The organism is Lysobacter sp. 5GHs7-4, from assembly GCF_021284765.1.
Classification (GTDB): domain Bacteria; phylum Pseudomonadota; class Gammaproteobacteria; order Xanthomonadales; family Xanthomonadaceae; genus Lysobacter.
On record NZ_CP089924.1, the window covers coordinates 2,013,616 to 2,028,982 of the forward strand.

General features: G+C 70.0%; 10 protein-coding genes and 1 tRNA gene. 1 reads left to right on the forward strand and 10 read right to left on the reverse strand.

Annotated features, from left to right (window positions below; genetic code table 11):
- Window positions 1-369: 369 nt before the first annotated feature.
- From LVB77_RS09100 to LVB77_RS09140, 9 genes are all read right to left on the reverse strand, one after another.
- Entirely contained in the window at window positions 370-978 is a 609-nt protein-coding gene (locus tag LVB77_RS09100; protein WP_232909810.1) for a hypothetical protein, read from the reverse strand.
- A gap of 15 nt (window positions 979-993) precedes the next feature.
- A complete protein-coding gene (locus tag LVB77_RS09105; protein WP_232909811.1) occupies window positions 994-2,397 on the reverse strand; it encodes a pectinacetylesterase family protein in 1,404 nt (467 codons plus the stop codon).
- A 279-nt stretch (window positions 2,398-2,676) separates the two neighbouring features.
- Window positions 2,677-3,564, reverse strand: a complete 888-nt coding sequence (locus LVB77_RS09110) for a DMT family transporter (RefSeq protein ID WP_232910225.1) — start codon at window positions 3,562-3,564, stop codon at window positions 2,677-2,679.
- Between the two features lie 20 nt (window positions 3,565-3,584).
- Window positions 3,585-4,631 (reverse strand): UDP-N-acetylmuramate dehydrogenase, encoded by a 1,047-nt coding sequence (murB, locus tag LVB77_RS09115; protein WP_232909812.1) that lies wholly within the window; start codon window positions 4,629-4,631, stop codon window positions 3,585-3,587.
- Complete coding sequence (locus LVB77_RS09120; protein WP_232909813.1) at window positions 4,628-5,683, reverse strand: quinone-dependent dihydroorotate dehydrogenase; 1,056 nt, start codon at window positions 5,681-5,683, stop codon at window positions 4,628-4,630. The genes murB and LVB77_RS09120 overlap by 4 nt, the downstream gene beginning before the upstream one ends.
- Before the next feature lie 107 nt (window positions 5,684-5,790).
- A complete protein-coding gene (locus tag LVB77_RS09125; RefSeq protein ID WP_232909814.1) occupies window positions 5,791-6,120 on the reverse strand; it encodes a hypothetical protein in 330 nt (109 codons plus the stop codon).
- Between the two features lie 57 nt (window positions 6,121-6,177).
- Window positions 6,178-6,918 carry a metallophosphoesterase family protein gene (locus tag LVB77_RS09130; protein WP_232909815.1) on the reverse strand — a complete coding sequence of 247 codons (741 nt, stop codon included), beginning with the start codon at window positions 6,916-6,918 and terminating at the stop codon, window positions 6,178-6,180.
- 103 nt (window positions 6,919-7,021) lie between these two features.
- The gene (locus LVB77_RS09135; protein WP_232909816.1) at window positions 7,022-8,554 is read right to left on the reverse strand and encodes an aldehyde dehydrogenase family protein; all 1,533 of its coding nucleotides are present in this window, start codon (window positions 8,552-8,554) and stop codon (window positions 7,022-7,024) included.
- Between the two features lie 81 nt (window positions 8,555-8,635).
- Window positions 8,636-8,712: transfer RNA gene (locus tag LVB77_RS09140), tRNA-Arg, on the reverse strand.
- Window positions 8,713-9,289: 577 nt separating this feature from the next.
- On the opposite strand from LVB77_RS09140, the gene LVB77_RS09150 reads away from it, so the two are divergent.
- Window positions 9,290-13,249: an autotransporter domain-containing protein gene (locus LVB77_RS09150; protein WP_305068930.1), complete on the forward strand. Its 3,960-nt coding sequence runs from the start codon at window positions 9,290-9,292 to the stop codon at window positions 13,247-13,249.
- 162 nt (window positions 13,250-13,411) lie between these two features.
- On the opposite strand, the gene LVB77_RS09155 is transcribed toward LVB77_RS09150, so the two are convergent.
- The gene (locus LVB77_RS09155; RefSeq protein ID WP_232909817.1) at window positions 13,412-15,310 is read right to left on the reverse strand and encodes an ABC transporter ATP-binding protein/permease; all 1,899 of its coding nucleotides are present in this window, start codon (window positions 15,308-15,310) and stop codon (window positions 13,412-13,414) included.
- Window positions 15,311-15,367 lie beyond the last annotated feature (57 nt).

Sequence of the window (15,367 nt, forward strand, 5' to 3'; positions counted from 1 at the left end):
GGAGTTGCAATATCTGACGGCGCCTACGGGCGCCGTTTTTTTTTGCTGTTGTTTCCCCTTTGAAAAAGGGGCGGCTAGGGGGTGATTGGCTGCGCGCTCGCGTGGAGTGCGTCTAAGCAAAAGCAAATCTCCCCCAACCCCTCTTTTACAAAGAGGGGAGCTGTACGCAGGAGAGGGAAGGGGCACCGATGGCCGTAGGATGCGGTGTTAACCGCATCGTTACGCACCTGCATACTCGCATCGCGCATCGCGCATCGCGCGTCACTCATCACGCACCGCGCTCTGCATGCCGCGCGATGCGGTGCGCCTGCGGCTTGCCGCATCCTACGGGCTCGCCGCATCCTACGGGCTCGCCGCATCCTAAGCGGGTCAGCGATACGCGCTTTCGCGCTCGTCCTGCAGGCGCTGGCGCAGGTATTCGTCGCGGGTGAGGCCGCCCGGGATCCGGGTCATCGCCATGACCTGCGCCACCACCTCGGCCTCGCGCTGCTTGTAGGACTGAAAGCGCGGGTCGTTGCGCTGCTGCGCCAGCCATTGCGCGTTGCGCTGGTCGGCGACGGCGCGATAGCGCTCGGCCAATGCCTCGACCTGGCGCATCTGCTCGGCCTGGTCGGGCACGGTGGCCTGGATCAGGGCCACGCGCAGCAGCATGGTTTCGCCGGCCGACAGCTCGCCGGCGCGTTCGTAGGCGTCGACATCGCGCTGCAGGGCCTGGGCCTGGCGCAGGCGCTCGGCCTGACCGAGCGATGCGGCGTCGCGGAAGTAGCGTTTGGCTTCGCCGCGGAATTGTTCGCGGTCGCGGTACGCACGCGCCTGCGGCGTGGCCAGCAGAGCGGCCTGTCGGGCTTCGACCGAGGCGCTGCGGGCATTCGCTGCCGGGGCGGCGCTCGCCTGCGCATCGCGCGAGCGCGCCACCAGCACCGCCGCGGCGAGGGCCGCGGCGGCGAGGGCGATCAACAGCAGTTTGGTGCGGGTCATGAGCGGCGCCGCGCCTCAACCCAGCAGCTGGTCGACCAGCCAATACAGCAGGTTGAAGGGTTTGGCGCGGTCGGCCTGGTCGTTGGCTTCGCTGGCGTCGACGACCTTGCCGTTGCCGTCCAGCACGCTGTCGATGAACTGCTTCAGCTGCAGGTTTTGCGCCTGCACGTCGCCGTTCTTGAAGTCGACGATGGTGGTGCAGTGGCTTTCGTTGAGCGCGCGGTACTGCGGGAAGTAACCGCCGAAGTTGTCCAGCGTGTTCAAACGCGCCGACAGGCGTTGCGTGTCGGCGCCCCACTTGGCGTGGATCAGCGCTTCCTTGGCGGCCTGGTTCGGGGCGGCCTGGATGTCGGCGTGGAAGCGCTCGTAGGAGTACGAGGAGTAGTTGAGGTCCTGCCAGAAGTGGGTCGCGCCGAGGCGGTCGCCGCTGTGCTTATTGGCGAGCGCGGGATACAGCGAGCCCAGTTCGTTGAGATCCAATTGCGGCAGGCCGCTGGCCAGATAGGCGAGCGGGCCGTTGGGCGCGTCCAGGCCCCAGGCGCCGCGGATGTGGGCCATCAGCGGTTGCGACGGATATTGCGCGGGATCGCCGTTGCGCGGGGTCGGGAAGATCGGGCCGGAGTCGTCGATCAGGAAGCTGCGCGTGGGCGCGAGGTCGCGGCGCAGCGGGTCGTAGTTGATCAGGCTGCCGGCGCCGCCGGCGCTGCAGCCGGTGCTGAGCATCTGGCCCGGACGCGGCAGGTTGTCCTTGAGCCAGGCGGTGACCGCGCGCGAGTTGCGCAGGCCGTTGTGGTGCCACACCAGCGGCTCGGCTTGATTGCTGGGGTCGGTGTAGACCGCGACCTTGTCGCCGCCGTAGATGTCGCCCGTGCAGTAGGGCACGTAGACCATGTTCCAGTTCTGGGTCTTGACCGCGTCGAACGGGCTGACCCGGGTCACGAACGGGCTGACCAGGCTGGCGCCGGGATTGAGCAGGCTCATGTAGTCGTCGGGGATGCCGTGCGGATTGCGCGCGCCGCGGATACCGCTCTGACCGGAGCAGCTGGCGTAATCCCAGCACGCGCCGCCGCCTTCCATGTAGATGATGGTGTTGGTGGTGTCGGGCACGCGGTTGACGAAGATCTTGTATGGCGAGCCGTCGCCGCAGACCGCGCCGGTCTCGGCCGGCAACTGCACGGTCTGCCATTGGTAGTACGCGCCGGGGCTGAAGCCGTCGGACTTGGCGGCGTTCTTGCTCAACAACGGGTACTGGCCTTGACGCTGCGCCGGTTGCACCGGGTTGTTGGCGCGCGGTGGCGAGACCAGGTTGCGTAGGGTCTGGAAGAAACCGTAGTCGCCTTCTTCCGCCAACAGCGGCGGGCTGGCCAGCGCGAACGCGCCTCCCAGCAGGAAGACGGCGGCGTATCGGGTGTGAGCCATGGCCTTGCTCTCCTTTGCATGCATTGAGTGCGGGCGTAACCCGCGCGTCACGGTGCGACTCCGGCCCCGGGTCCGGCGCACTGCGGCAGCCCCCTGTCCATACTGCTGCGTCTGGATATCGTCGCGGACGCGGCAGCGTCAATGCGTAACGCGCGCACGGCGCCGATTGGCCGCAAACGCCGCCCTGCGTGTCCGTTTATGCCCGGAATACGGTCACGAAACCGGGGATAGTCCCGTCGCGCTTCGTGCGCCGCAACATAGCGTTGCGACGCGGCGCGCTTACTCGCCCGGCGCTGCCGCTTCGCTGGGCGCCTTGGAGGCCGCGCGGCGCGACAGCACCGCCTCGCGGTGGGCGATATAGGCGTTGGAGGCCAGGATGATGGCCGCGCCGATCACGGTCCAGCGGTCGATGGATTCGCCGAACCAGGCCCAGCCGGCCAGCGCGACCAGCGGCAGCTGCATGAAGCTGATCGGGGTCAGCGCCGACACTTCGCCCAGCTTGAGCGCATGCGTCCACAGCACCTGGCCGCCGGTGCCGAGCACGCCGGCGGCGACCACCCAAATCCACATCGTGCCCTGCGGCCATTGCCATACAAACAAGGCCGGCAGCAGCGACATCGGCACCCAGAACAGGTAGGTGTACAGCACGATCGTGTTGGCCGAGTCGACCCGCGACAGCTGCTTGATCTGGATCGCGACCACGCCGCTGAGCACCGCCGCCAGCAGCGCGATCAGGGTGCCGGCGGTGAAGTCGGCCGAGCCCGGGCGCACGATCACCAGCACGCCGACGAAACCCGCCGCGACCGCGGCCCAACGCCGCGCGCGCACCTGTTCGCCCAGGAACAGCACCGCGGCGATGGTCACGAACAGCGGCGTGGAATACGACAGCGAGATCGCCTGCGCCAGCGGCAGATGGCCGATCGCCCAGAAGCCGGCCAGCATCGAGCAGATGCCGATCGCGCAACGCACGAAGTAGCGCGGCAGTTGCTTGGTGCGCAGCGCGGCGCGGTTGGCGCCGGCCAGCAGCGGCAATACCGCGAGCAGACCGAAGAAGTTGCGGAAGAACGCGATCTCGAAGGTGTGCAGTTCGGCCGAGGCGATGCGGATCACGATCGCCATCGCGCCGAAGCATAGCGTGCTGGCCAGCATGTAGGCCGCCGCGCGCATCGGTTGCGAGAGCGGCGCGCTCACCAGCGGGCGCCGATCAGGCGCGGCTCGGGTTCGATGGCCACGCCGAAGCGCGCTTGCACGGAGTCGGCGATACGGCGGGCCAGGTCCAGCAACTGCGCGCCGCTGGCGTGGCCGTGGTTGACCAGCACCAGCGCGTGCGCGGCGGACACGCCGGCGTCGCCGTCGCGATGGCCTTTCCATCCGCAGGCGTCGATCAGCCAGCCGGCCGACAGTTTGCGGCTGTCGTCGTCGGCGCCGCGGAACACCGGCAGCGCGGGGTGTTCGGCCAGCAGCGACTCGGCCTGCGCGCGCGGCACGATCGGATTCTTGAAGAAGCTGCCGGCGTTGCCGAGCGTGGCCGGGTCGGGCAGCTTGCGGCGGCGGATCGCGATCACCGCTTCGGCGACCGTGCGCGGCGTCGGCGCGTCCACGCCCATCGCGGCCAGCTCCTCGCCCAGGCCGGCGTAGTCCAGGCGCAGCGCGGGCGTGCGCGGCAGCGCGAACTCGACCGCGGTGACCAGGTAACGGTCGGGCGCGTGCTTGAACAGGCTGTCGCGGTAAGCGAAGCGGCAGGCGGCGGCATCGAAGCGGTGCAGGGTGGCGGTGGCCGGTTCGAAGGCTTCCACGACGTGCACGAAATCGCGCACTTCCACGCCGTAGGCGCCGATGTTCTGGATCGGCGCGGCGCCGACCGTGCCCGGAATCAGGGCCAGGTTTTCCAGGCCGGCGTAGCCGGCTTCCAGCGTGCGCATCACGAAGCCGTGCCAGGGCACGCCGGCGTCGGCGCGCAGGATCGCGCCGTCGTGATCGGGCGCGGCGCCCAGCGTCTGCACGCGGTCGCCGGTCAGGGCGAGCACCGCGCCCTCGGGATCGCCGGCGAACAGCAGGTTGCTGCCGCCGCCCAGCACCAGAGCGATGCCGTCGCGCAGTTCGGGCAGGCGCAGGGCCTCGTCCAGGCGCGAGGCGTCGGCCACTTCGGCCAGCACCGGCGCGGTCGCGGCCACGCCGAAGGTATTGCGTCGGGTCAGCGCGGCCTCGCGCAGGAGGCGGACGGCGTCGCTCATGCCGGCGGGACGTTGCCGCGGCTCGGGGCTTCCTTGCGGCGTCGCATCGCTTCCACGCATTCGTGCACCAGCGCCGGCCCGCGATAGACCAGGCCGGTGTAGCACTGCACCAGGGCCGCGCCGGCTGCCATCTTGGTCACGGCGTCGGCGCCGGACAGGATGCCGCCGACGCCGATCATCGGGATCGATTCGGGCAGGCGCGTGCGCAGCATGCGCAGCACCGTGGTCGACTGGCCCATCAGCGGACGTCCGGACAGGCCGCCCATTTCGCCGGCGTGGCGCGCACCCTCGATGGCGATGCGCGAAACCGTGGTGTTGGTGGCGATCACGCCGTCGACCTGCAGTTCGCTGAGCACGCGCGCGGCCGCTTCGATGTCGTGGTCGGACAGGTCGGGCGCGATCTTGACCAGCATCGGCACGCGCTTGCCGTGCAGGCCGGCGTATTTCTCCTGCGCCTCGCGCAGGGTGCCGATCAGGCGGCGCAGCGATTGTTCTTCCTGCAGCTCGCGCAGGCCGGCGGTGTTGGGCGAGGAGATGTTGACCGTGATGTAGTCGGCCAGCGGATAGACCCGCTCCAGGCACAGCAGGTAGTCGTCCTCGGCCGACTCGTTCGGGGTGTCCTTGTTCTTGCCGATGTTGATGCCCAGCAGGCCGTGGCGGCGCTGGGCGCGCTCTACGTTGCGGACCAGGGCATCGACGCCCTCGTTGTTGAAGCCCAGACGGTTGATCACCGCCTCGTGCTCGGGCAGGCGGAACATGCGCGGCTTGGGGTTGCCTTCCTGCGGGCGCGGCGTGACCGTGCCGATCTCGACGAAGCCGAAGCCCAGCGCCAGCAGCGCATCGATGTGCGCGCCGTTCTTGTCCAGGCCGGCGGCCAGGCCGACGGGATTGGGGAAGGTCAGGCCGAAGGCCTTGGTCGGAAACGGCTTGGGCCGGCTGCTCAGCAGCGGATTGAGGCCGGTGCGGTAGGCCGTTTCCAGCGCCGTGAGGCCAAGGCCGTGCGCGCGTTCGGCATCCAGTCCGAACAGAAAGGGGCGGGCGAGGCTGTACACGGGATCGCAGGCGTCCGCTGTAGAACGAACGCGGATTATCGCCTAAGCGGCGCTTGCGAGGCGAGTGCGGATCGTCTTCACAGGCATCGGCTGCGCCGGGACGAGGCTTATCCGACCACGCCGCAGCACAGGAAGAACACGACGAAACCCAGCGCCGGCAAGGCCGTCAGCAGGACCGCGTAGCCCAGCCACAGCGCCGTGCTGGCCAGGCCCGAGCCGCCGGCGGGCTCCTGGCCGCGCCGGATCGCGGCACGTGCGCGGTGACCGCAGATCACCGCGAGCAAGGCCACGGCATGGGCCGGCAGCACGCGGCCCAGGTGCGCGGTCAGCCCCTGCGTGGCGAACCAGGCCCACACCGCCAATGCCCAGGCCAGCAGCGCCAGCGCGATGCCGACCAGGGGCCAGGCACCGGTGTGTTCGAGTTCGGGACGGTTCACGGGGGCGGGCCTGTGGCGTGCGGCGCTGGCCCAGGATAGCGGCGCGGATGCCCACGATCAGGGGCCGACCCGGCCTGTGCGCAATGCGTGCGCCCAGTCCGCACGCCCGTTGCGCAATGCACGCGCGGCGGCGGCCTCGTGGTCGTAGTCGACCGCGATCGGTTCGACCCGCCAGTGGCCGGTTGCGTCGTCGGCGATGGCGTAGCGGGCGCGCGGGTCGCCGACTTCCATCGCGTGCGGACGCGGGTAGTCGGCGCGATAGGCCTGCAGGCCGACGCTGCCGGGATTCGCCACCAGGCGGCCGTCGTCCAGTCGCAGCGCGCGCGGCACGTGGGTGTGGCCGCACAGGATCAAGGCATGGGCGATGGCGCCGGCGCGTCGTGCGGCCTCGGCCGTGTCGGCCGCGCGTGGGCCGTCCTCGTCCAGGTGTTCCAGGAAGTATTCGAGATCGTCGCCCGGCGTGCCGTGGCAGAGATAGACCGCGTCGTTCAAGGCCAGCGTCGCCGGCAGCGCGGCGATCCAGTCCAGCTGATCGGCGCGCAGCGCATCGCGCGCGTAGGCGTCGGACGCGCCCATGCGCGGGCGCGGGGTGTCCAGCAGTTGCCGTTCGTGATTGCCGCGGATCGTGGGCAGGTTCAGGCCGATCAGCAGATCGGCGGTCTCCACCGGCTGCAGCGGGCCGGAAAGAATGTCGCCCAGGTTGACGGTAAGGTCGCAGTGGCGCGCGCGGATGTCGGCGAGCACCGCGGTGAGCGCGTCGAGGTTGCCGTGGATGTCGGAGACGACGGCGATGCGCATCGCGATGTTCCTGTCGGCGCTGCTTCGGTCGGCGGTGCTTCAGTCGGCGCTGCGTCCGTCAGCGGAGCCGCCGTAGCGGCCCCGCCGATGGGTGTTGCGATCCTTACAGGTCGAACTTGATGCCCTGCGCCAGCGGCAGCGCGTCGGAGTAGTTGATGGTGTTGGTCTGGCGGCGCATGTAGGCGCGCCACGCATCCGAACCCGACTCGCGGCCGCCGCCGGTTTCCTTCTCGCCGCCGAACGCACCGCCGATCTCGGCACCGGAAGTGCCGATGTTGACGTTGGCGATGCCGCAGTCCGAACCGGCCGCCGACAGGAAGGCCTCGGCGGCCTTGAGGTTGGCGGTGAAGATCGACGAGGACAGGCCCTGCGGCACGTCGTTCTGCAGGGCGATGGCTTCGTCCAGCGTCTTGAACTTCATCACGTACAGGATCGGCGCGAAGGTTTCGGTCTGCACTACCTCGGCGTCGTTGCTCAGGCCGGTGACGATGGCCGGCAGCACGAAGTTGCCGGGGCGGTCGATGCGCTCGCCGCCGGTCTCGACCTTGCCGCCGCTGGCCTTGGCCTGGGCGATCGCGTCCAGGTAGGCCTGCACGCCGTCCTGGCTGTTGAGCGGGCCCATCAGGTTGGCCGGGTCGGTCGGGTCGCCGATCTTCTTCTCGACCTGCTTGTAGGCGGCGATCAGCTTGGCCAGCACGTCGTCATGAATCGACTCGTGCACGAACAGGCGGCGCGTGGTGGTGCAGCGCTGGCCGGCGGTGCCGACCGCGCCGAACGCGATGGCCGGGATCGCCAGCTTCAGGTCGGCCGAGGCGTCGACGATGATGGCGTTGTTGCCGCCCAGCTCCAGCAGGGAACGGCCCATGCGGCGGGCGACGCGCTCGCCGACGTGGCGGCCGACCTTGGTCGAGCCGGTGAAGCTGACCAGGGCGATGCGCTTGTCGTCGACGAAGTTGGAGGCCAGCTCGGTGCCGGCGTCGTTGAACAGGAAGAAGATGTCCGGGAAGCCGCCGGCGCGCAGCGCTTCGTTGCAGATCTTCATCGAGGCCACCGCCGACAGCGGGGTCTTGGGCGAGGGCTTCCAGATGGTGATGTCGCCGCAGATGGCGGCGATGAACGCGTTCCAGGCCCACACCGCGACCGGGAAGTTGAACGCCGAGATCACGCCGACCAGGCCCAGCGGGTGCCACTGCTCGTACATGCGGTGGCCGGGGCGCTCGGAGTGCATGGTCAGGCCGTACAGCTGGCGCGACAGACCGACGGCGAAGTCGCCGATGTCGATCATTTCCTGCACTTCGCCGTCGCCCTCGGGCTTGGACTTGCCCATTTCCAGCGCGACCAGCGAACCCAACGCGTCCTTGTGCTTGCGCAGCGCGTCGCTGCACAGGCGGATGGCTTCGCCGCGGCGCGGGGCCGGGGTGGTGCGCCACACCGCGAACGCGGCCTGGGCGCGCTCGACGATGGTGTCGTAGTCGCTCTGCGAGGACGCCTGCACGCGCGCCAGCACGGCGCCGTCGGTGGGATTGACCGGTTCCAGCACGCCGGCGTCGGCGGTCTTGGACCACTCGCCATGACCCAGATAAGTGCCCGACTCGTTGTCCTTAAGTCCCAGGGCAGTCAAAACAGCGTGCGTCATAGCGAAAACTCCAAATCAAAAGCATTGAAAAGTCCGCACATGGATGTGCGGGCCTGCGCACAGGGACGTGCGATCCATACCTGGCGACCCCGACACGATTCGAACGTGTGACCTTCCCCTTAGGAGGGGGATGCTCTATCCAGCTGAGCTACGGGGCCTAAGCCGCTGATTTTCGCACGAACGGGTCTGTCTCCGGAAATCGGGCGACGCGCGGGCCGTGCGCGGCGGCGTCGCTGAGGCGACACAAGCGCGCAGCGCAAGTCCGGCCCGCAGGAACGGTGCGCAGACACCCGCGGCCGCGCCGCGGCGATGGCCTGCAGGCGCCCGAAACCGCGTATCCACCGGCGGGCCTACCCGGTTTCGGGGATGGTCACGGGGGAGGCTGGCCTGATCTGCTGGGCTCCCTACCGTGAGTTTGGAGCCGTAAAGGGGTGGGTTTGACGCGCAGGGGAACAGGTGCGCGCGGGGCCGCAACCGCGCAGGGGCGGGCGATGGGCTTCGATATCGGGGCCGCGTCTGCGTGCGCGCAGTCGCCGGCCGGAGTCCATCGCCGGGTGCGCCGGTCGTGCGCTTGGCCGGTCCGTTCAGCTGGCTGTCCGGCATCGGGGATTGCCCTGGGGCGCGCGACGTGCAAGTCTTCGCGTGGGGAAATTGTGCGCACTGTCACATCACAAAATGTGCCGTGCGCACACACATCATGCGGACGCACGCTGCGATCCGCACCAGGGGGCTGCGATGAATCGTTGTGAAGGCAAGGCGCAATACGCCGGCGTGCCGGTGTCCGCTCGTGCTCATCCGTTGGCGCGGATAGTGCGCAAATCCGCGGCGTTGCTGGGGGCGACGCTGCTGACGGGTCTGGCCATGGTCGGACCCGCGCAAGCGCAGAGCTGCGCGATCGGCGAGACGCCGGTGGCGTTCGGCTTCACCGGCGGCGAGCAGACCGTGACCGTGCCCGGCGGCGTGCACTCGGCGACCGTCTACTTGAGCGGCGCCCAGGGCGGCGCCGGTCGCAGCGGTGCCGGCACCATCGGCGGCAGCCCGAATTCTCCGGGCGGCACCGGCGGCCTCGGCGGCCGCGTACGCGGCACCGTGGCGCTGACCCCGGGCTCGACGTTGTCGGTGTGGGTCGGCGGGCAGGGTTCGCAGGCGGTCAACCCAGGCGGTATCGGCCAGGGCGTGGACGGCATCGGCGGCGGCGCCACCGATCTGCGCGTGGGCGGCAACGCCGTCGGCAACCGCGTCGCCATCGGCGGCGGCGGCGGCGGCGGCGGCAACGCCGGCTGGAGCAGCGCCAACGTCATCGCCGGCGGTGCCGGCGGCGTCGGCGGCGGCGGCACCGGCGGCACGGGCGCGACCGTGCCCGGCGGCCCCGGTCCCTTCGGCGGCGGCGGCGGCGCGGTCGGCACCGGCGGTGCCGGTGGCGGCGGTTGCGGCAACTTCCCGGCCACCGCGGGCAACGCGGCCAACGGCGACGGCGGCGACTCCTTCAATTTCTCCGGTTCCTTCAGCGGCGCCGGCTTCGGCGGCGGCGGCGGTGGCGGTGCCACGGTCGGCGCGGGCGGCGGCGGTGCCGGCGTGGGCACCACGGCCTGCCAGCAGAACTGGAACGGCGGCGGCGGCGGCGGCGCGGGCGGCAGCTCGGCTGCGACCGGCCTGACCGGTGTGGTCTTCAACAACGGCGTGCAGGCCGGCAACGGCGCGGCGCTGATCTGCTTCGCGCCCAGCGAATTCTCGGTCGGCGGCCCGGCCAGCGGCCAGACCGGCGCGGTCACGCTGCAGCTCAACGCGACCAATCCGGTCAGCAGCCAGCAGGTGGTGGTGGCGCAGGCCGCCAACAGTTATGTGTTCCCGACCCGTTTGCCGGTCGGCGCGAACTGGAGCATCAGTGTGCTTTCGGTGCCGGCGGGGCAGTTGTGCAGCGTCACTCCCAGCAGCGGCAACGCGATCGCCGCGGACGTGACCAACGCCGCGCTGGCCTGCGTCACGGTGACGACCACGATCGCGCCGACGACCTTGCCCGACCCTGTCTTCAACACCGCGTACTCGCAAACGCTCACCGCCAGCAGCGCCAACGGCGGCGTCGCGCCGTATACGTTCTCGGTCAGCGCCGGCGCCTTGCCGCCAGGTTTGGCCCTGAGCTCCACCGGCGCCTTGTCCGGCACGCCGACCGCGGCGGGCAGCTACAACTTCACCGTCCAGGCGACGTCCAGCAACGGCTTCAGCGGCACGCGCGCCTACTCGGTGACGGTGGCCAGGCTGGCGCAGGCGATCACCGCCTTCGCCGCCAATCCGGCCGCGCCGACGTACGCGCCGGGCGGCACCTTCACGGTCTCGGCCAGCGGCGGCGCGTCCGGCAATCCGGTGGTGTTCGCCAGCACCACACCGGCCGTGTGTACGGTCGCCGGCAGCACGGTGACGATGCAGGGCGCGGGCAACTGCGCGCTCACCGCCAACCAGGCCGGCAACGCCAACTACGATCCGGCGCCGCAGGCCAGCTTGAGCGTGACCATCTCCGCCGCGGCGCAGACGATCACCAACTTCGGGGCCAATCCGGCCGCACCGACGTACGCGCCGGGCGGCACCTTCGCGATCTCGGCCACCGGCGGTCCCTCGACCAGCCCGGTGGTGTTCGCCAGCACCACGCCGGCGGTGTGCACCGTGGCCGGTAGCACGGTGACGATGCAGGGCGCGGGCAATTGCGCGCTCACCGCCGACCAGGCCGGCGACGCCAACTACAGCGCGGCGCCGCAGGTGCAGTTGAACGTCGCCATCGGCGTGGCCGGCCAGGCCATCACCGGCTTCGCCGCGAATCCGGCCGCACCGGTGTTCGCGCCGGGCGGCAACTTCGCGCTGTCGGCCACCGCTGGTCCCTCGACCAGCCCGGTCGTGTTCGCCAGCACCACGCCTTCGGTGTGCACCGTCAGCGGCAGCACCGCGACCATGGTCAGCGGCGGCACCTGCGCGCTCACCGCCAACCAGGCCGGCGACGCCAACTACAGCGCCGCGCCGCAGGTCGGCCTGAACGTGACCATCGCCGCGGCCAGCCAGACCATCACCGGTTTCGCCGCCAATCCGTCGGCGCCGACCTATGCCCCGGGCGGTACGTTCTCGGTCTCGGCCAGCGGCGGCGCCTCGGGCAATCCGGTGGTGTTCGCCTCGACCACGCCGGCGGTGTGCAGCGTGTCCGGCAGTGCGGTGACCACCTTGGCCGCGGGCAACTGCGCGCTGACCGCCAACCAGGCCGGCAACGCCAGTTACAACGCGGCGGCGCAGGTCACTCTGAGCGTCACCATCGGTGCGGCCACGCCCAGCCTGAGCTGGATCGGCAACATCGTGAAGACGGTGGGCGAGCCCACGTTCGATCTGCCCAACCCGACCAGCAGCAACCCGGCCGGCGGCTTCAGCTTCACCAGCAGCAACACCGCGGTGGCCACGGTGAGCGGACGTACCGTCACCATCGTCGGCCCCGGCACCGCCACTCTGACCGCGACCCAGGCGGCGACGGCGAACTACGTGCAGGCCTCGGTGAACACCGGGCTGTCGGTGACCGCGCGTCCCGATCCGACCCGCGATCCGGGCGTGGTCGGCCTGCTGCAAGCCCAGGTCGACGCCAGCGTGCGCTTCGCGATGGCGCAGCAGACCAACATCCGCGACCGCCTGCGTCAGCTGCGTCATGGCGGCGACAACCGCTCCAGCAACGGCCTGAGCCTGAACGTGAGCAGCGGCCGCAACAACAGCCTGACCCTGCCGGCCGCGCAGTTCGTCTCCGACGACGCGGTGCGCCTGCCGCCGGGCTGGGGTCTGTGGACCGCCGGCACCATCACCGCCGGCGACCGCGACGGCCGCAGCGGCAGCGAAGGCTTCAACTTCCGCAGCGACGGCATCACCGTCGGCGCCGACTGGCGCGTGGGCGAGAACTTCCTGCTCGGCCTGGCCGGCGGCTTCGCCTGGAACGACACCGAACTGACCCGTTCCAGCTCGCGCCTGGATGCCGACCAGCGTTCGCTGTCGCTGTACGGCCTGTGGCGCCATGGCGACCATCTGTTCGTCGACGGCACCCTGGGTTGGGGCCGCCTGGGCTTCGACATCAAGCGCTGGAGCGATCCGGCCGATGCCATGGCCACCGCCGAACGCGACGGCACGCAGTCGTTCGGCGCGCTGACGGTGGGCTACGAACGCGCCAGCGAGCGCATGACGCTGACCAGCTACGGCCGCTTCGACGCCAGCCGCACCCGCCTGGATGCGTACCGCGAGTTCGGCCTGGGTATCTACGACCTGAGCTACGGCTCGCAGACCGTGAAGAACAACGGCGTGGCCGTGGGCCTGGAAGGCAGCTACCTGGTGCAGGGCTCCAAGGGCGTGTTCCGGCCGTACTGGATGCTCGAGTACCGCGACGCGATCAGCAACAGCAGCGACGTCGATCTGAACTACGTGGTGATGCCGGTGGCCAACGATTACACCATCGGCCTGCGCAGCTACGGCGACAACGCGCTGATGTACGGCGGCGGCGTGGACATGGACATCGCCCAGGGCTGGAAGCTGTCGGTGCTGCTGCGTCGCGAGCACGCGTCCAGCCAGGATGCCAGCACCAGCTTCGGCCTGTTGCTGTCGTTCAACCCGCGCGCGCAACCGATGTCGGCGCCGGTGTCGAACCTGGCGCAGGACCTGCCGACCACGGCCAAGACCGGCGAGTGAGTCGGACCGCGTCGGATCCGTAAGCCCATCTCGTCTTTAGCCCCTCTCCCGCTTGCGGGAGAGGGGTTGGGGTGAGGGCGGCAGCCGACGGGCGATCCGAAACCTTATGCGGTTGTTTCCAACCAACCGCGTTTCAAGCCACGCAGTCTGAAGTAACCAAGATCAAGCCACAGCGACCGGCTCGCCCGTCTCGGGCCCGGCCTCCGCCTCGCGCTGCTGCAGCATCCACATCTGCGCGTACACGCCGCCCAGCCGCAGCAGCTCGCCGTGTTCGCCGCGTTCGACGATGCGGCCTGCGTCCATCACCAGGATCTGGTCGGCGTCCATCACCGTCGACAGACGGTGCGCGATCACCAGGGTAGTGCGGCCGACGCTGATGCGGTCCAGCTCGGCCTGGATCGCGCGTTCGGACTTGGAATCCAGCGCAGAGGTGGCCTCGTCGAAGATCAGGATCGAGGGGTTCTTGAGCAGCGCGCGCGCGATCGCCACGCGCTGCTTCTCGCCGCCGGAAAGCTTCAGGCCGCGCTCGCCCACGGCGGTGTCGTAGCCGTCGGGCAGGCCGGCGATGAAATCGTGGATATGCGCCGCGCGCGCGGCCGCCTCCACTTCCTCGCGGCCGGCCTCGGGGCGGCCATAGCGGATGTTGTAGTAGATGCTGTCGTTGAACAGCACCGTGTCCTGCGGCACGATGCCGATCGCGCCGCGCAGCGAGGACTGGGTGAGTTCGCGCAGGTCGTGGCCGTCGATGGCGATGCGGCCGCTGTCGATGTCGTAGAAGCGGTACAGCAACCGCGCCAGCGTCGACTTGCCCGAGCCCGAATGTCCGACCACCGCGACCGTGCCGCCGGCGGCGATCTCGAAATCGATGCCGCGCAGGATCTCGCGGCGCGGATCGTAGCCGAAGCGCACGTTTTCGAAACGCACCCGCGGCCGGTTCGGCGCCAGCGCGACGGCGCCGGGCGCGTCCTGCACGTCCTGGCGCTCGTCCATCAGGCCGAACAGACGCTCCATGTTGGTCAGCGACTGCTTCACCTCGCGGTACATCATGCCCAGCATGTTCAGCGGCGCCGACAATTGCAGCAGGTAGGCGTTGACCAGCACCAGGTCGCCGACCGTGAGTTCGCCGGCGACCACGCCGCGCGCGGCCAGCCACATCATCGCGGTCACGCCGATGGCGACGATCGCGCTCTGGCCCAGGTTGAGCACCGCCAGGGTCTTGGTCGACTTGACCCGCGCGTTCTCCAGCGAGCGCAGGTTGTCGTCGTAGCGCGAGGCCTCGTGGGCTTCGTTGTTGAAGTACTTGACGGTTTCGTAGTTGAGCAGCGAGTCCACCGCGCGTTCGTTGGCGCGGGTGTCGGCCTCGACCGCGGCGCGGTAGTAGCGCGTGCGCCACTCGGTCACGGCGAAGGTCCAGGCGCCGTAGGCGACCAGCGTGATCAGGGTGACGCCGGCGAAGCGCCAGTCGTAGTTCCACACCAGCACCGCGGTGACCAGGCCGACTTCCAGGATCACCGGCACGATCGAGTACAAGGTCCAGTCCAGCAGGTCGGTGATCGCGGTGCCGCCGCGTTCGACGTCGCGCGCCACGCCGCCGGTGCGGCGGCCCAGGTGGAACTTCAGGCTCAGCCCGTGCAGATGCCGGAACACGCGCAAGGTCACCTCGCGCGAGGTCCGCGCCATCACCCGCGCGAACACGATCTGGCGCAGCTCGCCGAACAGGGTGGTGCCGATGCGCGCCGCGCCGTAGGCGACCAGCAACGCGACCGGCAGCACCAGCAGGCTGGGCGCGACGTTGAGGCCGTCGACGATGCGCTTGAGCACCATCGGCACGGCCAGGTTGAGCAGCTTGGCGGCCAGCACCATGGCCAGCGCCAACAGGATGCGGCCCAGGTAGGGGCGCAGATAGGGCAGCAGCTCGGCGATCACCGAGTAATCGCCACGCGAGCCGGCGGCGCGCGCGACCGGCGCGACGTCGGTGCCGGGTGCGGCGGGCTCGGCGGCAGCGGGCTCGACAGCGGCGGGCTCGATAGGAGCGGGCTCGCCCGGAGCAGGGGTAGTCATGCGGAAACCGAAGGGGGAGGGCCGACGAGGATAGGACCTCAAGGACGCTTGAGGTCA